This is a genomic window from Franconibacter pulveris (assembly GCF_056780215.1).
This window is the reverse complement of the sequence record NZ_CM165555.1, coordinates 4,667,540-4,684,626: the sequence shown is the minus strand read 5'-3', so window position 1 is coordinate 4,684,626 and position 17,087 is coordinate 4,667,540. Positions and strand designations below refer to the sequence as shown.

At 58.5% G+C, this 17,087-nt stretch carries 21 protein-coding genes; 15 read left to right on the top strand and 6 right to left on the bottom strand.

Annotation, left to right across the window (positions count from 1 at the left end; all coding sequences use genetic code 11):
• Window positions 1-610: 610 nt before the first annotated feature.
• The 5 genes from rpmH to mnmE all read left to right on the top strand — a co-directional run bounded on the left by rpmH (window position 611) and on the right by mnmE (window position 4,471).
• Window positions 611-751 carry a 50S ribosomal protein L34 gene (gene rpmH, locus ACU4F7_RS22085; RefSeq protein WP_000831330.1) on the top strand — a complete coding sequence of 47 codons (141 nt, stop codon included), beginning with the start codon at window positions 611-613 and terminating at the stop codon, window positions 749-751.
• A gap of 17 nt (window positions 752-768) precedes the next feature.
• Entirely contained in the window at window positions 769-1,128 is a 360-nt protein-coding gene (gene rnpA, locus ACU4F7_RS22080; RefSeq protein ID WP_035887025.1) for a ribonuclease P protein component, read from the top strand.
• Window positions 1,092-1,349 carry a membrane protein insertion efficiency factor YidD gene (gene yidD / locus ACU4F7_RS22075; protein WP_071788459.1) on the top strand — a complete coding sequence of 86 codons (258 nt, stop codon included), beginning with the start codon at window positions 1,092-1,094 and terminating at the stop codon, window positions 1,347-1,349. Before rnpA ends, yidD begins: the two co-directional genes overlap by 37 nt.
• A 2-nt stretch (window positions 1,350-1,351) precedes the next feature.
• Complete coding sequence (gene yidC, locus ACU4F7_RS22070; RefSeq protein ID WP_024556827.1) at window positions 1,352-2,998, top strand: membrane protein insertase YidC; 1,647 nt, start codon at window positions 1,352-1,354, stop codon at window positions 2,996-2,998.
• A 108-nt stretch (window positions 2,999-3,106) separates the two neighbouring features.
• Window positions 3,107-4,471, top strand: a complete 1,365-nt coding sequence (gene mnmE, locus ACU4F7_RS22065; protein ID WP_481637775.1) for a tRNA uridine-5-carboxymethylaminomethyl(34) synthesis GTPase MnmE — start codon at window positions 3,107-3,109, stop codon at window positions 4,469-4,471.
• Between the two features lie 57 nt (window positions 4,472-4,528).
• On the opposite strand, the gene ACU4F7_RS22060 is transcribed toward mnmE, so the two are convergent.
• Window positions 4,529-5,149: a LysE family translocator gene (locus tag ACU4F7_RS22060; protein WP_481637774.1), complete on the bottom strand. Its 621-nt coding sequence runs from the start codon at window positions 5,147-5,149 to the stop codon at window positions 4,529-4,531.
• Between the two features lie 173 nt (window positions 5,150-5,322).
• Between ACU4F7_RS22060 and ACU4F7_RS22055 the strand changes: the two genes are divergently transcribed.
• Window positions 5,323-6,000 carry a hypothetical protein gene (locus ACU4F7_RS22055; protein WP_481637773.1) on the top strand — a complete coding sequence of 226 codons (678 nt, stop codon included), beginning with the start codon at window positions 5,323-5,325 and terminating at the stop codon, window positions 5,998-6,000.
• Here ACU4F7_RS22055 and ACU4F7_RS22050 read toward each other — a convergent pair.
• From ACU4F7_RS22050 to ACU4F7_RS22040, 3 genes are read right to left on the bottom strand one after another with little or no spacing between them, the layout of a single operon-like run.
• Window positions 5,936-6,514 carry a DUF4865 family protein gene (locus tag ACU4F7_RS22050; RefSeq protein WP_481637772.1) on the bottom strand — a complete coding sequence of 193 codons (579 nt, stop codon included), beginning with the start codon at window positions 6,512-6,514 and terminating at the stop codon, window positions 5,936-5,938. The genes ACU4F7_RS22055 and ACU4F7_RS22050 overlap by 65 nt on opposite strands.
• Window positions 6,511-6,900, bottom strand: coding sequence for a tautomerase family protein (locus tag ACU4F7_RS22045; RefSeq protein ID WP_481637771.1), 390 nt, complete (start codon window positions 6,898-6,900; stop codon window positions 6,511-6,513). The genes ACU4F7_RS22050 and ACU4F7_RS22045 overlap by 4 nt, the downstream gene beginning before the upstream one ends.
• Complete coding sequence (locus ACU4F7_RS22040) at window positions 6,900-7,208, bottom strand: carboxymuconolactone decarboxylase family protein (protein WP_029590044.1); 309 nt, start codon at window positions 7,206-7,208, stop codon at window positions 6,900-6,902. The genes ACU4F7_RS22045 and ACU4F7_RS22040 overlap by 1 nt, the downstream gene beginning before the upstream one ends.
• 100 nt (window positions 7,209-7,308) lie before the next feature.
• On the opposite strand from ACU4F7_RS22040, the gene ACU4F7_RS22035 reads away from it, so the two are divergent.
• The 3 genes from ACU4F7_RS22035 (at window position 7,309) to ACU4F7_RS22025 (ending at window position 9,705) form a co-directional block, all read left to right on the top strand.
• Window positions 7,309-8,190: a LysR substrate-binding domain-containing protein gene (locus ACU4F7_RS22035; protein ID WP_481637770.1), complete on the top strand. Its 882-nt coding sequence runs from the start codon at window positions 7,309-7,311 to the stop codon at window positions 8,188-8,190.
• A gap of 179 nt (window positions 8,191-8,369) precedes the next feature.
• On the top strand, window positions 8,370-9,110 hold the full coding sequence (locus tag ACU4F7_RS22030) for a 4'-phosphopantetheinyl transferase family protein (RefSeq protein ID WP_481637769.1): 741 nt from the start codon (window positions 8,370-8,372) through the stop codon (window positions 9,108-9,110).
• A 28-nt stretch (window positions 9,111-9,138) separates the two neighbouring features.
• On the top strand, window positions 9,139-9,705 hold the full coding sequence (locus ACU4F7_RS22025; RefSeq protein ID WP_024556835.1) for an NADPH-dependent FMN reductase: 567 nt from the start codon (window positions 9,139-9,141) through the stop codon (window positions 9,703-9,705).
• A 46-nt stretch (window positions 9,706-9,751) separates the two neighbouring features.
• On the opposite strand, the gene ACU4F7_RS22020 is transcribed toward ACU4F7_RS22025, so the two are convergent.
• Entirely contained in the window at window positions 9,752-11,089 is a 1,338-nt protein-coding gene (locus tag ACU4F7_RS22020) for an NCS2 family permease (protein ID WP_029590040.1), read from the bottom strand.
• Window positions 11,090-11,257: 168 nt separating this feature from the next.
• Between ACU4F7_RS22020 and yieH the strand changes: the two genes are divergently transcribed.
• Window positions 11,258-11,923, top strand: coding sequence for a 6-phosphogluconate phosphatase (yieH, locus tag ACU4F7_RS22015; protein WP_029590038.1), 666 nt, complete (start codon window positions 11,258-11,260; stop codon window positions 11,921-11,923).
• 104 nt (window positions 11,924-12,027) lie between these two features.
• Here the strand turns inward: yieH and ACU4F7_RS22010 are convergent, their stop codons facing one another.
• Window positions 12,028-13,143: an esterase gene (locus tag ACU4F7_RS22010; protein ID WP_481638766.1), complete on the bottom strand. Its 1,116-nt coding sequence runs from the start codon at window positions 13,141-13,143 to the stop codon at window positions 12,028-12,030.
• A gap of 346 nt (window positions 13,144-13,489) precedes the next feature.
• Between ACU4F7_RS22010 and ACU4F7_RS22005 the strand changes: the two genes are divergently transcribed.
• From ACU4F7_RS22005 to ACU4F7_RS21985, 5 genes are read left to right on the top strand one after another with little or no spacing between them, the layout of a single operon-like run.
• Window positions 13,490-13,918 carry a PTS sugar transporter subunit IIA gene (locus tag ACU4F7_RS22005; RefSeq protein ID WP_024556839.1) on the top strand — a complete coding sequence of 143 codons (429 nt, stop codon included), beginning with the start codon at window positions 13,490-13,492 and terminating at the stop codon, window positions 13,916-13,918.
• On the top strand, window positions 13,915-14,385 hold the full coding sequence (locus ACU4F7_RS22000; RefSeq protein ID WP_024556840.1) for a PTS sugar transporter subunit IIB: 471 nt from the start codon (window positions 13,915-13,917) through the stop codon (window positions 14,383-14,385). Before ACU4F7_RS22005 ends, ACU4F7_RS22000 begins: the two co-directional genes overlap by 4 nt.
• A 10-nt stretch (window positions 14,386-14,395) precedes the next feature.
• Window positions 14,396-15,139: a PTS mannose/fructose/sorbose/N-acetylgalactosamine transporter subunit IIC gene (locus ACU4F7_RS21995; protein ID WP_481637768.1), complete on the top strand. Its 744-nt coding sequence runs from the start codon at window positions 14,396-14,398 to the stop codon at window positions 15,137-15,139.
• Window positions 15,140-15,141: 2 nt separating this feature from the next.
• Window positions 15,142-16,008 carry a PTS system mannose/fructose/sorbose family transporter subunit IID gene (locus ACU4F7_RS21990; protein ID WP_029590033.1) on the top strand — a complete coding sequence of 289 codons (867 nt, stop codon included), beginning with the start codon at window positions 15,142-15,144 and terminating at the stop codon, window positions 16,006-16,008.
• Window positions 16,009-16,023: 15 nt separating this feature from the next.
• Window positions 16,024-17,085 carry an SIS domain-containing protein gene (locus ACU4F7_RS21985; protein WP_481637767.1) on the top strand — a complete coding sequence of 354 codons (1,062 nt, stop codon included), beginning with the start codon at window positions 16,024-16,026 and terminating at the stop codon, window positions 17,083-17,085.
• Window positions 17,086-17,087 lie beyond the last annotated feature (2 nt).

Below are 17,087 nucleotides of genomic sequence, written 5' to 3'. Positions count from 1 at the left end.
GGCGGACTCCACTCGAACAAAGTCGATAAAAGACGAAGACTGAAACATTCATGATTGTTGACACATGCGGGTCAAACCCCGAAACGGGAGGCATGCGAACCGCTATTTGCGGTTTTAACCCGAGGCTGTCGATCCGGGGATCGCGATCGGGACCGCGGATCATAGCCTAAAGCGAGCCAGAGATCTTCTGTTTCTCACAGATTCTTCATGATTTATCCACAGGGACGCAACGGGCCGATTAAGTGTAAACGATCCTGTTGCCCCTGCGGCGCGATTTAGACGGCATATCGGAAAATTAAATGACGATCGCCAGAAAAAGCCTCGTCTGATCGCATTAAGATCCCGCTGGATCCTTGCGCTTTGCCCCTGAGGCCGTATAATTTGCCACCCGCTGCGGTTCCCGCAGCTTGAGGGCTTAATTTCTGCGCGTTTACTGCTCAAAAAACGGGCGCGACGGCGCGGGAAATAAGGAAAGTGAATTGACTCCGGAGTGTACAATTATTACAATCCGGCCTCTTTAATCATCCTTGACTTCGCCGCCAGACGTTCGGCTGTCCGTTCGCCCTTATGCAAAGTCAGTGAATTTATTCAAGTTTAGGTAGAAATCGCCATGAAACGCACTTTTCAACCGTCTGTACTGAAGCGCAACCGTTCTCACGGCTTCCGTGCTCGTATGGCTACTAAAAATGGTCGTCAGGTTCTGGCACGTCGTCGTGCTAAAGGCCGTGCTCGTCTGACCGTTTCCAAGTAATAAAAGCTAACCCACTAGTGGTTAAGCTCGCATTTCCCAGGGAGTTACGTTTGTTAACTCCCACTCATTTCACTTTCGTCTTCCAGCAACCACAACGGGCTGGCACGCCGCAAATCACCATTCTCGGCCGCCTTAATTCGCTGGGGCATCCCCGTATCGGTCTTACCGTCGCCAAAAAGAACGTCAAGCGCGCCCATGAACGCAACCGGATTAAACGTCTGACGCGTGAAAGCTTCCGTTTACGTCAGCATGAACTGCCGCCAATGGATTTTGTGGTGGTGGCGAAAAGGGGTGTCGCCGATCTCGATAACCAGGCGCTTTCGGAAGCGTTGGAAAAGTTATGGCGTCGCCATTGTCGCCTGGCTCGCGGCTCCTGATAGCCCTCATTCGGGTCTATCAACGATTTATTAGCCCCTTGCTTGGGCCACATTGTCGTTTTCAACCCACCTGTTCGCAGTATGGAATTGAGGCCTTACGCAGGTTTGGGGTGATAAAAGGCAGTTGGTTGACAGTGAAACGCGTATTAAAATGCCACCCTTTGAACCCGGGTGGAGACGACCCCGTCCCGCCAGGACCTTTTGATACCAGAGAACACTAACGATGGATTCGCAACGCAATCTTCTTGTCATCGCTTTGTTGTTCGTGTCTTTCATGATCTGGCAAGCCTGGGAGCAGGATAAAAATCCTCAGCCTCAGACGCAGCAGACCACGCAGACAACGACCACCGCAGCGGGTAGCGCCGCAAGCCAGGGCGTACCGGCCAGTGGCCAGGGGAAACTCATTACCGTTAAGACAGACGTTCTTTCTCTTACCATCAACACCCGTGGTGGCGATGTAGAGCAGGCGCTGCTGTTGACCTACCCGAAAGAGCTCGGCTCTAACGAACCTTTCCAGCTGCTGGAAACCACGCCGGAGTTTATCTACCAGGCGCAGAGCGGCCTGACTGGCCGTGACGGCCCGGATAACCCGGCAAACGGCGCGCGTCCGCTGTATAACGTTACCCAGGATGCTTTCACCCTGGCGGACGGTCAGAACGAACTGGCTATCCCGATGACGTACACCGACGCGGCGGGCAACACCTTCACCAAAACGTTCGTCCTTAAGCGCGGCGACTATGCAGTGAACGTGGGCTACAGCGTGCAGAACACCAGCCAGAAGCCGCTGGAAGTCTCCGCTTTCGGTCAGCTGAAGCAATCCATCAACCTGCCCGCTCACCGCGATACCGGCAGCAACAACTTTGCGTTGCACACTTTCCGCGGCGCGGCTTACTCCACGCCTGACGAGAAGTATGAGAAGTACAAGTTCGACACCATTGCCGATAACGAGAACCTGAGCATCAGCTCCAAAGGCGGCTGGGTGGCGATGCTGCAACAGTATTTCGCTACCGCCTGGGTTCCGCGTAACGATGTAGACAACAACTTCTACACCTCCAACCTTGGCAACGGCGTTGCGGCTATCGGCTACAAATCGCAGCCGGTACTGGTGCAGCCGGGCCAGACGGGCCAGTTGACCAGCACCCTGTGGGTCGGCCCGGAGATTCAGGACAAGATGGCCGCCGTTGCGCCGCACCTTGACCTGACGGTGGATTACGGCTGGCTGTGGTTTATCTCTCAGCCGCTGTTCAAGCTGCTGAAGTGGATCCACAGCTTCCTCGGCAACTGGGGCTTCTCCATCATCGTTATCACCTTTATCGTTCGTGGCATCATGTACCCGCTGACCAAAGCGCAGTACACCTCCATGGCGAAAATGCGCATGCTGCAGCCGAAGATTCAGGCGATGCGCGAGCGTCTGGGTGACGACAAACAGCGTATGAGCCAGGAGATGATGGCGCTCTATAAAGCAGAGAAAGTCAACCCGCTGGGTGGTTGCTTCCCGCTGCTGATTCAGATGCCTATCTTCCTTGCGCTGTACTACATGCTGATGGGCTCCGTAGAGCTGCGCCACGCGCCGTTCGCGCTCTGGATCCATGACCTGTCCGCGCAGGACCCGTACTACATCCTGCCGATCCTGATGGGCGTGACGATGTTCTTCATTCAGAAGATGTCGCCGACCACCGTGACCGACCCGATGCAGCAGAAGATCATGACCTTTATGCCGGTCATCTTCACGGTCTTCTTCCTGTGGTTCCCGTCCGGTCTGGTGCTGTACTATATCGTCAGCAACCTGGTGACCATCCTTCAGCAGCAGCTGATCTACCGCGGTCTGGAAAAACGCGGTCTGCACAGCCGCGAGAAGAAGAAGTCCTGACAGCGCACGCGCTAACGTGGAAGGCGGTCATCTGACCGCCTTTTTTATTTTCACCGGACGGGTAAGCGAAACCTGCCCGCCAGTAAGAACCAACAACAGAGAACGACCATGAGCCATAGCGATACCATCGTCGCCCAGGCCACCCCACCCGGACGCGGCGGCGTGGGCATTCTGCGCATTTCCGGTAAGCTTGCCCGGGACGTCGCGCAGGCCGTGCTGGGCAAGCTGCCTAAGCCGCGTTACGCCGACTATCTGCCGTTTAAAGATAGCGATAACACCCCGCTCGACCAGGGCATCGCGCTGTGGTTCCCGGGGCCGAACTCCTTTACCGGCGAAGATGTACTGGAGCTGCAGGGCCACGGCGGCCCGGTGATTCTGGATTTGCTGCTTAAGCGCATCCTGACGCTTCCCGGCGTGCGTATCGCCCGCCCCGGCGAGTTCTCCGAGCGCGCATTTCTTAACGATAAGCTCGACCTCGCTCAGGCGGAGGCGATTGCCGACCTGATTGACGCCAGTTCCGAACAGGCGGCGCGCTCGGCGCTTAACTCGCTTCAGGGCGCCTTCTCCGCCCGCGTTAACCACCTGGTGGAAGCGCTTACTCACCTGCGCATCTTTGTGGAAGCGGCCATCGACTTCCCGGATGAAGAGATAGATTTCCTCTCGGACGGCAAAATCGAAGCGCAGCTCAACACGGTGATTGGCGATCTCGACGCGGTGCGCGCCGAAGCGCGCCAGGGCAGTCTGCTGCGCGAAGGGATGAAAGTGGTTATCGCCGGGCGTCCTAACGCCGGAAAATCAAGCCTGCTGAACGCGCTGGCGGGCCGTGAAGCGGCGATTGTCACCGATATCGCTGGCACCACCCGCGACGTGCTTCGCGAGCATATCCACATCGACGGCATGCCGCTGCACATCATCGATACCGCAGGCCTGCGCGAAGCGAGCGACGAAGTAGAGCGCATCGGCATCGAGCGCGCCTGGAAAGAGATAGAACAGGCGGACCGCGTACTGTTTATGGTGGACGGCACCACTACCGACGCCGTGGACCCGGCGCAAATCTGGCCGGACTTTATGGCGCGCCTGCCGCAGGCCCTGCCGATTACCGTCGTGCGCAATAAAGCGGACGTTACCGGCGAAGCGCCAGGCCTGACAGAAGTAAACGGTCACTCACTTATTCGTCTGTCGGCCCGTTCCGGCGAGGGTGTGGAGGTGCTGCGCGACCATCTGAAAAGCAGCATGGGCTTCGACACCAACATGGAAGGCGGCTTCCTGGCGCGTCGTCGCCATCTGCAGGCGCTGGAAGAGGCGGCTAATCACTTGCAACAGGGCAAAGCGCAGCTGCTGGGCGCCTGGGCAGGCGAGCTGCTGGCGGAAGAGTTAAGGCTGGCGCAGCAAAGCTTAAGCGAGATAACCGGCGAGTTTACCTCTGACGACCTGCTGGGCCGTATTTTCTCCAGCTTCTGTATTGGCAAATAACGGCCTCAATAAAAAAACCCGCTTCGGCGGGTTTTTTTATGTCTGTTGATTGAACGCTTAGCGCTTGCTGAAAGCCAGCTTCGCGGCGAAAGCCATAAACAGCAGTCCGGTTGAGCGATCCATCCACTTCACCACGGCCGGTTTGCTGAGCGCGCCGGAAACCGAGCGCGTGGTGAGGATAAGCGTTAACGACCAGAGCGTGCCGATAAGCACGTGGATAGCCACCAGCAGAAAAGTCCACTCCATCGGCGCGTGGCCTGCCGGAATAAACTGCGGCAGGAACGAGACATAAAAGACGCCCATCTTCGGGTTAAGCACGTTGCCGAGCAGGCCGCGCAGAAACCAGTTCGTGCTCTTCGAACCGTTAGCCGCAGAGGTAGTAAAAGACGCTCGCGGGCGGAAAAGCAGCTGCACGCCCAGCCACAGCAGGTACGCCGCGCCGCACCATTTCAGGATGTTATAAGCCACTTCGGAAACGGCAATCAGCGCGCCCAGGCCAAACGCCACCAGCGCGCCCCAGACAAAGCAGCCGGCGTCGATGCCCAGCGCGGCATGAAACGCCTTTTTCCCGCCTTCGGCGGTCGCGGTGCGCAGGATAAGCGCGGTGTCGAGGCCAGGCGTTAGTGTTAAAAGGGTAGCGGCCAGGCAGTAGGCAAGCAGGGCGTCGGTTACGGACATGTTTCTCTCCTGAAAGAAGTGAAAAATGCCAAATGCCGCCGCGATGATCAATCCCTTTCGCCCTGCCCCGCCTGATTTTGGGGTAGCCTGGACGAATGAGATAAAATACGTTTCGTTAATAGCGCGCGATAAGGGCTATCCTTTCCGCCATCGTTAATTTCAGGGAAAGCATTATGCCGCACGCCGCTTTAACCACGCTTTATGAAGAGACCAGCGCGCGCACGCTGGCGCTCTGGCGCAACGCGCCGGGCATCGGCGAAGCCATGCAGAGCGACTATTACGACAAGGCTCGATTTGCGCCCGCTACCGGCATTCAGCCCCCGCTTTCGGCTGCGTTGCGGGTATTGCTTGAAGACGTCAATGCGCTTGCCGAAGGCGACCCGCTGGCGGATGCGATGCCGCTTAATGGCCTGCACTTTACCTTTCTGGCCGTTACCCTTCCGCTTTACCAGCGCCAGCAGCGGCCGGAAAAGCTTGCCGAGCTGCTTGAGATTTGGGAGGCGTACCGCGCTCGTCCTACCCGCATCAGCGAGCTGCGGCTGGTGGCGCTGCCGGGGCAGTTATTGCTGGCGGGCATTCCGGACAGCGACAGCGAGGCGGCGCGCAAGGCGCTGGCGCAGCGCCTGTTACGTTCCGGCTGGCGGGATGAAATCACCGCCCGCTACCACAACACGCCGCTGCCGCCGCCCTTCTGGCACAGCACCCTGCTGCGCTACCGGGCGCAGCGGCTGCCCGCGCAGTGGCGCGATTTTTTCTTAAACCGCCAGCGCCTGCGCTACGGCTCGGTCAGCGCTGCGCGCCAGCTGGTGATGGCGAACTATAACTGGACCCAGGTTGAGCCGCTCGCCTGACCTCCTGACCGCAGGCGACATAGCCGATACGGTAATAATCGCATTCCGCCTGTAATACTGCAGGCGGCTGGCTGAGAAATTGCGCGCTGAGCCACATCCAGCGGCTGACATCCCAGGCGCAGAGCGCGCCTTCCGGCAACCGCGGTTCGCTGAATGGCGCAATGGGCTGGCGCGTCAGGGCGATGATTTTCGCCGCTTTTACCTCTGTGAGCTCCGGCAACCGGCGCGCCAGCCAGACATCGATATGCGGCCAGCCAAACTGGCGGGTCAGCGCGGCAAAGCCCGGGCTTTCCAGAAAGCGCGCCATGGAATCCGCGTCGCGCCAGCAGTAAAGTGGCGCGTAACGGTTCTCACGGCTCGCCAGCGCCGCGTCATCTCGCCGTGACCAGAGGTACGTTTTAAAGATAAGACCGGGAAAGCCATCGAGCCTGGCCCCGTTATCGGCAATGCGCTGCTCGATTTTCGCCATTTCATAATCGGCGGGCAGGTTGAAGCGGTATTGCATGACTATCATAACGCCTCCGGAGTGAACATGCGGCCGCCGCCGAAGCTCCAGTCGTCAGCGGTGGTGAACTGAATCACGATCATCACATCATCAGAATGAATGCCCAGCGATTCGTGCAGACGCGACGCCAGCGCGCGATACAGATTTTGCTTCTGTTCGCGGCTGCGCGGTTTTCCGGCGGTAATCAGAAACAGGATAAAGTTATCGCTGCGCGTCCCGGTCAGGTAATGACGGTCATAAATCAGCCGCCCGGCAGGCAGCGTTTCAATCACCTGAAAGCAGTCATCGGGCGGTACAGCGAACTCCGCCACCAGCGTGTCGTGCAGCAGCGTCGAGAGGGTGCGCAGCGCCTGCTCGCTGCGCCCTTCCTGTAAAACGATACGGGTCAGCGGCATCAGCGCGGCTCCTCTTCAAGGCAGCCGAGCGCGGAAACCGCTGCCGGCCAGCCGGCATAAAAAGCCAGATGGGTAAACGCTTCGACGATTTGCTCGCGCGTAAGCCCATTACGGGCGGCGAACGCCAGATGCCAGGGAAGCTGCTGCGTACGGCCCAGGGCGGCAAGCGCGGCGAGCGTTATCAGGCTGCGTTCGCGGGGCGTCAGTTCCGGCCGTTGCCAGATATCGCCGAACAGCACCTGCTGGCTAAGCTCAGCGAGTTTCGGGGCGACATCCGCCAGCGTGTGTTGATCAAGGCGTTGCGGCATAGCTTTTCTCCTCTGCTTACGATGACGCCATTGTGCGCAGCTGATACGATTTAAAAAATCGCAATATTCAGAACCCATCATCCCGAAAAACAGGACCGTTATGGATAAGCTTCCCGTCGCGCTGGATACCGATGCCCTGCGCAGTTTCGTGACCGGCATTGAGCTTGGCAGCTTCGCGCTGGCGGCCGGGCGCCTGTGCCGCTCCACTTCCGCCGTCAGCGCGCAGCTACGCAAGCTGGAACAGCAATGCGGCACGACGCTTGTGACAAAACAGGGGCGCGGGCTTGCGCTTACGCCGGGCGGCGAGCTGCTGTTGAGCTACGCCAGAAGGCTGCTGGCGCTGAATGACGAAGCGTTGCTGGCGGTGAAAGGCGAACTGTTGCAGGGCGAGATAAGCCTGGGGATGCAGGAAGATTTTGGCGAAACGCTGATGCCGGAAATTTTAGGGCAGTTCAGCCGCCAGCACCCCGGCCTGCGTCTTACCGCACACGTGGAGCGCAATAAAGCGCTGGTGGAAGGCATAGCGCGCGGCGAGCTGGACCTGGCGCTGGCCTGGCAGCCGGAAACGCTGCCAGCCGGGGCTTGTCTGTTAAAACAGCTGGAGCTGCAATGGATAAGCCACCCGATGCTGGATCTTAGCGCTTACCTTAACGGAAACGCGCCGCTGCCGCTGGTCGTCTTTGACGCCCCCTGCCTGATGCGCAGCCGCGCCATCGCCGCGCTCGATCGGGCGAACATTGCCTGGCGCATCGCCTTCACCAGCCGCAGCCTGAGCGGCATCTGGGCGGCGGTGAGCGCCGGTCTTGGCGTAACGGTGCGCACGCGGCTGGGGATGCCCGCTTCGCTTATGCCGTTGCCTGCGTTAACGCTTCCTTCTCCGGGTTCGCTTGGCGTGGCTCTGTTGAAGGCGGATAACCGCGCTTCGCCGCCGCTCACTCAGCTAAGCGACGTGGTGAAAAAGGCGGTGCAAAGCAGCATCTGAAGCGTGTCGCGCGCCTCACGGCAAAGATATATTTGTAAAGATGGTGCAACTGGTCTGTTCAGCTTCCCTTTTTCGCATTAAAACCTAAGCATAAGTTTGCTGACTGGATTCTGATCTACCATTCACAGATTCTATGTTCTAAGCCTTATCATTATCTGACCATTATCACGGAGCGACGAATGGCAACGCATTTCGCACGAGGGACGTTTAACGCCGATCACCTTATCTCGCCCAGGCTCTCCGAGGAGTGCCATAACGAAGCGCGGGAGCTGCCTGAACATCGCCGTCACCGCTTTCTGGCTTCTCGCTCGCTGCTGGCGGAGCTCGTGTTCATGCTTTATGGCTTAAAAACGTTGCCCTCTTTAAGCCGCGACGAGCAGGGGCGTCCGCACTTCAGCGATGCGGGTCTTGCGGATTTTTCTCTCTCTTACGCCGGAAATCTGGTCGGCGTGGCGCTGACGACCGACGGGCGCTGCGGTCTGGGAATGGAGCTGCAGCGCGCCGCGCGCACCCTTTCGCACCCGCTCGCCTCGCGCTGCGAGCCCGGATTAACCAGCAATGAAACCATCTGGATAGCCAATCAGAACGATCCCGTCGAGGCGAAATCTCAACTGATGACGCTGCGCCGCAGCGTGCTGAAACTCACCGGCCAGCCGAAGCAGGAGCTGCAACTGCTGCCTGGCGCCGGCAGGCTGCGCGTGGCCGATACGCCCAACGTCGAAGCGGTCTGCGATGCGGAAGACGTGCTGGTCTGGGCGATAGCGGTATCGCCGACCACGGATAAGCTCAAAGTCTGGGAATTCGATATGCAACAAGGCTGGCGCGGCCTGCCGGATACGCAAAAGCGCACCCAGGGGGCCGACGCGCGCCTGATGCGCTTCACCAGCCTGCCCGCCGAGAAAGCGCTTATACTCAACTGATTGTTTATCGCTTACCGAAGGAGAGACCATGTCCGAAACGCTGAAAGTCGTCACGCTGCTGGGCAGCCTGCGCAAAGGTTCCTTTAACGCCATGGTGGCGCGCACGTTGCCGAAAATCGCCCCGGCGGGGCTGGAAGTAAGCGCGCTGCCCTCAATCGGCGATATCCCGCTGTATGACGCCGACATCCAGCAGGAAGAGGGCTTTCCGCAGAGCGTGGAAGCAATAGCGGAGCAGATCCGCCAGGCGGACGGGCTGGTGATTGTGACGCCGGAGTATAACTACTCGGTGCCAGGCGGCCTGAAAAACGCCATCGACTGGCTTTCGCGTCTGCCGGAACAGCCGCTGGCGGGCAAACCGGTGCTTATCCAGACCAGTTCCATGGGCGCCATCGGCGGCGCGCGCTGCCAGTATCATCTGCGCCAGATCCTGGTCTTTTTAGACGCCATGGTAATGAACAAGCCGGAATTTATGGGCGGGGTGATTCAGAACAAAGTCGACCCACAGACGGGCGAAGTGATAGATCAAAGCACGCTGGACCACCTCACCGGTCAGTTGACCGCCTTCGCCGACTATATCCAGCGGGTGCGCAACTAACAAAAAGGGCCAGCGATGCTGGCCCTTTTCTTTTAACGCTCAGGCTTTAGTGCGCGTCGATAAAGGCAATCTTCAACACGAACAGCAGCGCGACAACCACGACGCAGAGGCTGAGGTCTTTAAAGCGACCGGTGAAGATCTTCATGATGCAATAAGAGATAAAGCCCAGCGCGATGCCTTCGGTAATCGAGAAGCTAAACGGCATCATCACGGCGGTGATAAACGCCGGCACCGCTTCCGTCAGGTCATCCCACTTCACGCGCGACAGGCTGGAGGTCATCAGCACGCCGACGTAAATCAGCGCGCCAGCGGCGGCGTACGGCGGCACCATGCCCGCCAGCGGCGAGAGGAAAATTACCAGCAGGAACAGCAGGCCCACCACAATCGCCGTCAGGCCGGTGCGCCCGCCAATGGAGACGCCGGAAGAGGATTCGATATAGGCGGTCACCGAAGAGGTGCCGATAAACGACCCCGTTACGGAAGAGATACTGTCTACATACAGCGCCTGCTTCATGCGCGGGAACTTGCCCTGCTCGTCGGTAAGGCCCGCTTTGTCGGTCACGCCAATCAGCGTGCCGGAGGAGTCGAACAGGTTTACCAGCATGAAGGAGAAAATAACGCCCGCGAGACCAATATTCAGGGAGCCGGCGAGATCAACCTGGCCTACCACGGAGAGCACGCTCGGCGGCGCAGAAACAATGCCCGTGTAATGCACGTCGCCCAGCATCCAGCCCAGCAGGGTGGTGACGATGATGGAAACCAGCACCGCCGCATGAATGTTACGCGACGCGAGAATGGCGATAATGAAGAAGCCGAGCGCGCCCAGCAGCGTGCTATGGGACGTGAGGTTGCCGATGCTGACCAGCGTTTCCGGGTTTGCGACAATCACGCCTGCGTTTTTCAGGCCCATCATGCCGATAAACAGGCCGATGCCGCTGGTGATGCCGACGCGCAGGCTCAGCGGAATATTGGCGATCATCCAGTAGCGCACGCGGAAAATCGTCAGCAGCAGCAGGCCAACGGCGCCCCAGAAAATCGCGCCCATACCCACCTGCCAGGAGAGACCCATTGCGCCTACCACTACAAAAGCGAAAAAGGCATTCAGCCCCATCGCCGGCGCCAGCGCGACCGGCAGGTTCGCGAACAGGCCCATCAGGATGCTGCCGAAGGCGGCAATCAGACAGGTGGTGACGAAGACCGCGTGGGTGTCCATCCCCGCCGCGCCCAGGATTTGCGGGTTAACGAAGACGATGTAAACCATCGTCAGGAAGGTAGTAAAACCGGCAATTACCTCGGTGCGCGCCGTCGTGCCGTGCGCGCGCAGTTTAAACACGCGCTCAAGCAGCCCCTGGCCGGAGCCCTGGGCAGTGTGTTGTTGGCTCATTCTCAATTCCGTGCAAAAGGAGGGAAAATTCGTCGCTATCCTATACCAAAAATCGGCGATGTTGACGCCCGTCACAGACTTTTTTTCATTGATTTTGCTTATACGGCATCGATTGCGTGGCGTAAACCGCTTAGAGTAAACGTTCAACTTGCGATAACAGGAAACGGCATGTCCCGTATTGAAGCGATCTTTTTCGACTGCGATGGCACGCTGGTGGACAGCGAAGTCATCTGCTCACGCGCCTATGTTCATATGTTTGCGCAGTGGGGCATTCAGCTTGAGCTGGACGAGGTGTTCAAACGGTTCAAGGGCGTAAAGCTCTATGAAATCATCGATACCATCAATGGCGAATATGGCGTAAGCCTGCAAAAGGCGGATCTGGAGCCGGTTTATCGCGCCGAAGTGGCGCGGCTCTTTGAAGCCGAACTGGTGGAGATCCCCGGGGCGGCGGCGCTGCTTGATAAGGTCACGGTGCCGATGTGCATCGTATCCAACGGGCCGGTGAGCAAGATGCAACAGTCGCTTGGCAAAACCGGCATGTTGCGCCATTTTCCCGATAAGCTTTACAGCGGCTACGACATTCAGCGCTGGAAGCCCGACCCGGCGCTGATGCACTTTGCCGCTGACGCGATGCAGGTAGAGGTGAAAAACTGCATTCTGGTGGATGATTCCGCCGCGGGCGCAAAGGCCGGCATCGCCGCGGGCATGCAGGTGTTCTATTTTTGCGCCGACCCGCATAATCCGCCACTCGATAATCCCAACGTCACGGTGTTTACTGACCTGGCGGAGTTGCCTGCCCTGTGGCGGGCACGCGGCTGGGAAGTCACGCTTTAACTGTTTTCCCCCTCTTCTCAGTGCGAGGGGGAAAGGCGCGCTTATTAACGTGCCGGGCGGCTCCCTCTTGCGTGAGCCACCCGGGGGTTAGCGCAACAGCTACCTTAAAAGATCTTCTGCACCCACGCGGCGTAGGCCGGACGCCAGACATCCATTTCATGACCCAGCCCCGGGTATTCGACGTAATCAAACTTCACCTTCTGGCGCTCAAGCTCGGTTTTAAGCCCGGCGATATCCTTCCCGGTCACGCTGTCTTTATCGCCCACCACCAGCGTGAAGTTACGCAGCTGCTGGTTGATCTCGTCGGCGCGCGAAAGCTGCTTTGTTACCTCATCATTGGGCACCGTTGCGGTGGTCACGCCGCTGAAAGAAGCCAGCCAGCCGAAACTTTGCAGATGGCTCATGCCGGAGACCAGCGCCTGGTAACCGCCCTGAGATAGCCCGGCCAGCGCGCGGCCTTCGGCGTCTTTGCGCACGTTAAAACGCTGCCCGATCAGCGGAATGATATCGTTCATCAACTCGTTGTCCGCAGTCTGGGCGTTAATCGGGTAGAAATCCTTGCGCCGGTCGGCGGGCGGGAAATTTTCCGGCACCGCTTCGCTGATGTCCGTTTCGGTATCCGGCACCACGACCAGCATCGGTTTGATTTTGCCTTCAGCCAGCAGGTTATCCATGATTTGTGGAATACGCCCCTGGGTAATCGCCGAAAGCCCGGTATCGCCGAAGCCGTGATAGAAGTAGAGCACCGGCAGCGGGTCGCTCTCCTGGCTGTAGCCCGGCGGCGTCCAGACGTAGACTTTTCGCTCCGATTTCAACGCGCCAGAGCGGTAGCTTAGCGTGATGAGATCGCCGTGCGGCACCGCCCGGTCATCAATAATGCTGCCTGGCACCAGGATAAGCGAGGTATTGGGCTGGCGCTGGGGCTTAACGTAGGGGTTGCCGGTATCAATAGAGCGGAAGCCGTCAACGTCGAAAAAGTATTCATAAAGGTTGGGCTTCATCGGCTCGCTTTTCCATGTCCAGGCGCCGTTCGCCTCTTTTTTCATCTCATGGGACACCTGGCTGTCCGCCGTTGATCCAGTCACCACGGCGACGCGCTTCGCCGCAGGCGCGAACAGGCGGAACGTGACCGATTTGTCGTCATTGACCTGCGTGATGAACTGGTTTAGCGGCACCGCCTGGTCAGGCGCGGCGGGCAACGGCGACGCGTGCAGCGGCATAACGGCGGCAGCGATAAGCAAAGCAAGCGGGCTAATCAGACGTTTCACAAGCGTGTTCCTTTTCACAGGTAGCGGAGTGGCAGTAAAAGTATTGCGTAAAATCAGCCGCTTCGGGAAAAAGTTCAGCCTCATTTCCGCATAAGCAAACTGTATTCATGATAACAGTCGCCTTCCCGCTTCGTAGTGTCAGCTTTTCGCTTTTCTGTCGCTTCATTGTGCCAGGTTCCCGGTTTTTAGTGCCAACAACTCCATTTAACTCGCTGATAAATAATGATTTAAATTTATGGCACAGCTTTTGCTCTTTTTAGCTTAGCCCAACACGCTAACCCAAAAAGAGGATGAACAGGTGAAACATGTTTATGTAGCCAGCCACGGTAATTTCGCCACCGGCGTGGTGGAAAGTCTGGCGCTGCTGATTGGCGAAGAGCATGGCGTAAAGCCTGTGTGCGCCTATCAGGGTGAGATAACGACCACGGAGCAACTCGAACGGGTGTTCGAAGAGCTGGTGGTTCAGGCAAAAGGTGAAGACGTGGTGATTTTCACCGACCTGCTGGGCGGCAGTGTCAATAACAGCGCAGCCAGAACGGTGCTGCTCCACGACAACGTCTATGTCGTGGCGGGCGTTAACCTCACTCTGCTGCTGGAGTTTTTGCTCTGCGAAGCGCAGAGCGTTAAGGAAGCGATTAACTACGCCACGGCGACCGCCAGAGAATCCATCGTTTTTATCAATGCCGTATTGCAATCCCCCACTGAAATTGCCGGAGACCACCCATGATCAAACTCGTTCGTATTGATTACCGCCTGCTGCATGGTCAGGTTGTGTTCGCCTGGACGCGCGCGCTGGATATCGACTACATCATCGTCGCGGATAAAAAAGCCGCCAGCGATCCTTTTGTCACCATGTCTCTTAACCTCGCCAAACCTGCGGGCGTAACGCTGGATATCGCCACCGTCGACCAGGCGGCGGCAAAGCTCAACAGCGGCAAGCTGGACCACAAGAAAGTGATGATCGTACTGGGAAATACCCGCGAAACCCTGGAGCTGGTGGAAAAGGTGCCGGGCATCGACGCGGTGAATTTCGGCGGCATCGCCCAGAAAGAGGGGGCGCAGCAGTTCGGCAAGGCCATTTACCTGACGTCGGATGAGATAGCGGACAGCCGGCAAATGAAAGAGAGAGGCATCCGCATGGAGATGCGCCAGGTTCCGGCGCACTCTGCGGAGCTGCTCAACGAGAAAGTGTGAGGAGAAGACCATGTTGCTGACAGCAACCCTGCTGGGGCTTATCGCCGCGCTGGGCATTCTCGAAGGGCGTCTGCTGGGGGTGACGATGATCGATCGCCCGCTGGTAATGTGCACCCTGACGGGCCTGGTCTGCGGCAATCTGACGGAAGGCATTCTCATCGGCGCCACGCTTGAGCTGATTTTCCTCGGCAACGTGGCGATTGGCGCGGCCCACCCGCCCGATATCGTCACCGGCGCGATCCTGGCGACCGCATTTTCAATTATGTCCGGCCGTGGACCGGAAGCGGCGCTGGCTATCGCTATTCCGGTTTCCATGCTGGCCCAGACGCTGGGGATTCTGGTGCGCGTCGCCAATGCCCGCTTCGGCCATCTGGCAGACCGCTACGCAGAGCAAGGCAATACCCGCATGGTGGCCTTTATGCATCTTGGGGGACCGACGGCGCTCTATTTCCTGAGCGGCTTTCTGCCGGTTTTCTTCGCCATCCTGCTGGGTTCGTCTGCCGTCACCTGGTTTCTGGACGCTATCCCGCCGGTCATCACCAATGGGCTGGTCATCGCCAGTAAGATTTTGCCCGCGCTTGGCTTCGCCTTGCTTATCAACATGATGCTTAGCACCAAACTGATGCCCTACCTCGGTCTCGGCTTTCTTATCGCCGCCTATACCGGGCTGGATATCATCGCGATTGCGCTGTTCTCGGTGGTGCTGGCCTTCATCATCAGCCAGTTCCTCAATAACCAACAGCCAGAGGCATAACCATGAGTCAGTTAACGGAACATCTCGACGACAAGGCGACGGCAGAGACGCAAACGCCGGCGGACACCGAAGGGAAAGTCACGGCACGGGAGTTGCGCAGCGTCTTCTGGCGTTCATTTACCCTGCAGGGGTCATGGAACTACGAGCGTCAGCAGCATATGGGCTGCGCGTTTATCATGAGCCCGGCGCTGCGCCGCATTTATAACACGCGAGAAGCGCTAAGCCGGGCGCTCCAGCGCCATCTGGTGCTGTTCAATACCACGCCGCACCTCTCCACCTTTATCTTCGGGCTGGCGATTGCGATGGAAGAGGAGAACCGCCGTAATCCGGAGTTTAACGAAGAGTCGATTAACGCAGTGAAAACCAGCCTGATGGGGCCGCTGGCGGGCATCGGCGACTCTATCTTCTGGGGCTCGCTTAAGGTTATCGCCGCCGGGATGGGCATCTACTTCGCCCAGCAAGGCAGCATTCTGGGGCCTATCGTGGCGCTGCTGGTCTATAACCTGCCGCACCTTTTCTGCCGCTGGTACGGGCTGAAGCTTGGCTACCGCGCCGGCACCACCTGGCTTATGCGCATTTACCAGAGCGGGCTCATGGACAGGGTGACCTACATCGCCTCGATTGTGGGCCTGATGGTGGTCGGCGCCATGACCGCCAGCATGATTGATATTCACACACCGCTGAGCTTCACCACCGGCAATACCACCGTCAAGGTGCAGGATTTTCTCGACAAAATTCTGCCTTCGCTGCTGCCGCTGCTCTTCACGCTTGGGATGTACAAGCTCATCCGCAAGGGCGTCAGCATTAACTGGGTTCTGTCAGGCACCGTGGCGTTTGGCCTGCTGGCCAGCGCCCTGGGCATTCTTTAACTGAGGGTTTTGATAATGCAGATGGAAGATTACATGAACGAAGCGCCGCAGCGTCTGCTGGCGATGCTGGAACAACGCCGCGACGACCTGGCGCAGGCCGCACGCGCCGTATTGAACCAGGGGGTGACGCGAATCATTCTTACTGGTTCCGGCACCTCTTACCACGGCGCGTTGACCGCACGCCGCTTTATGCAGCAGTGGTGCCACGTGCCGGTAGAGGTCAGCTATCCGTTCTTGCTCGACAGCGCCACGCTGGCCCAGGGCGGCAAGGCGTTGCTGATTGGCATCTCCCAGGGCGGCGGCAGCCTCTCTACGCTTGAAGCGATGACCCGCGCCAGGGAGGCGGGACATATAACGGCGTCGATGGCGGGCGTAGAGAACGCGACGATTGACCGCGTCGCGGATCACGTGCTGACCGTGCCCTGCGGCGAAGAAAAAGCGGGAGCGAAAACCAAGGGCTATCTCTGCACCATGCTGAACCTGATGCAGCTGGCGCTCACCCTCGCCGAACAGCGCAACGCGATTACGCCAGCGCAACAGGAGGCGGTGAAAGCGCGCATGGCGAACACGTTCCGCCATCTGCCTGCGGTGATTGACGCCGCCGCCGCGTGGGCGCAGGGCCCGGCGCGCCCGCTTGCCGAAAGCCAGGATCTGCGGCTGGTGGCGCAGCCTGAGCTCTACGGCACAGTGCAGGAGGGCGCGCTGAAGCTGCTGGAAACGCTGCGCTGCCCGGTTTCCGGCTATGAATTCGAAGAATTTATCCACGGTATCTATAACGCCTTCAACAGCGGCTCGGCGCTTATCATGCTGGATAACCGTCCGGATGAGCGCAGCGAAAATCTGGTGGCGATTCTCTCGCAGTGGACAACGCATATTTACCGCATAGGCAGCCAGGTGGAAGAGAACGGGAAAAATATGCGCTTCCCGTTTATTAACGATAAAGACTTCAGCGTCTTTGAATACATTATTCCGCTGCAAATGCTGTGCGCGAAACTGGCGCCGGAAAAAGGCATTAACCCGGCCATTCCGAAAGATCCGCAATTTCATCAGAAAATGAAAAGCAAACAAGCCGCTTAATT

Bases quoted from the DNA above. Each gene is read 5' to 3' on its own strand.
- rpmH (WP_000831330.1), top strand. From the start codon at position 611: ATGAAACGCACTTTTCAACCGTCTGTACTGAAGCGCAACCGTTCTCAC.
- yidD (WP_071788459.1), top strand. From the start codon at position 1,092: ATGGCGTCGCCATTGTCGCCTGGCTCGCGGCTCCTGATAGCCCTCATT.
- yidC (WP_024556827.1), top strand. From the start codon at position 1,352: ATGGATTCGCAACGCAATCTTCTTGTCATCGCTTTGTTGTTCGTGTCT.
- mnmE (WP_481637775.1), top strand. From the start codon at position 3,107: ATGAGCCATAGCGATACCATCGTCGCCCAGGCCACCCCACCCGGACGC.
- ACU4F7_RS22060 (WP_481637774.1), bottom strand. From the start codon at position 5,149: ATGTCCGTAACCGACGCCCTGCTTGCCTACTGCCTGGCCGCTACCCTT.
- ACU4F7_RS22055 (WP_481637773.1), top strand. From the start codon at position 5,323: ATGCCGCACGCCGCTTTAACCACGCTTTATGAAGAGACCAGCGCGCGC.
- ACU4F7_RS22050 (WP_481637772.1), bottom strand. From the start codon at position 6,514: ATGATAGTCATGCAATACCGCTTCAACCTGCCCGCCGATTATGAAATG.
- ACU4F7_RS22045 (WP_481637771.1), bottom strand. From the start codon at position 6,900: ATGCCGCTGACCCGTATCGTTTTACAGGAAGGGCGCAGCGAGCAGGCG.
- ACU4F7_RS22040 (WP_029590044.1), bottom strand. From the start codon at position 7,208: ATGCCGCAACGCCTTGATCAACACACGCTGGCGGATGTCGCCCCGAAA.
- ACU4F7_RS22035 (WP_481637770.1), top strand. From the start codon at position 7,309: ATGGATAAGCTTCCCGTCGCGCTGGATACCGATGCCCTGCGCAGTTTC.
- ACU4F7_RS22030 (WP_481637769.1), top strand. From the start codon at position 8,370: ATGGCAACGCATTTCGCACGAGGGACGTTTAACGCCGATCACCTTATC.
- ACU4F7_RS22025 (WP_024556835.1), top strand. From the start codon at position 9,139: ATGTCCGAAACGCTGAAAGTCGTCACGCTGCTGGGCAGCCTGCGCAAA.
- ACU4F7_RS22020 (WP_029590040.1), bottom strand. From the start codon at position 11,089: ATGAGCCAACAACACACTGCCCAGGGCTCCGGCCAGGGGCTGCTTGAG.
- yieH (WP_029590038.1), top strand. From the start codon at position 11,258: ATGTCCCGTATTGAAGCGATCTTTTTCGACTGCGATGGCACGCTGGTG.
- ACU4F7_RS22010 (WP_481638766.1), bottom strand. From the start codon at position 13,143: ATGCCGCTGCACGCGTCGCCGTTGCCCGCCGCGCCTGACCAGGCGGTG.
- ACU4F7_RS22000 (WP_024556840.1), top strand. From the start codon at position 13,915: ATGATCAAACTCGTTCGTATTGATTACCGCCTGCTGCATGGTCAGGTT.
- ACU4F7_RS21995 (WP_481637768.1), top strand. From the start codon at position 14,396: ATGTTGCTGACAGCAACCCTGCTGGGGCTTATCGCCGCGCTGGGCATT.
- ACU4F7_RS21990 (WP_029590033.1), top strand. From the start codon at position 15,142: ATGAGTCAGTTAACGGAACATCTCGACGACAAGGCGACGGCAGAGACG.
- ACU4F7_RS21985 (WP_481637767.1), top strand. From the start codon at position 16,024: ATGCAGATGGAAGATTACATGAACGAAGCGCCGCAGCGTCTGCTGGCG.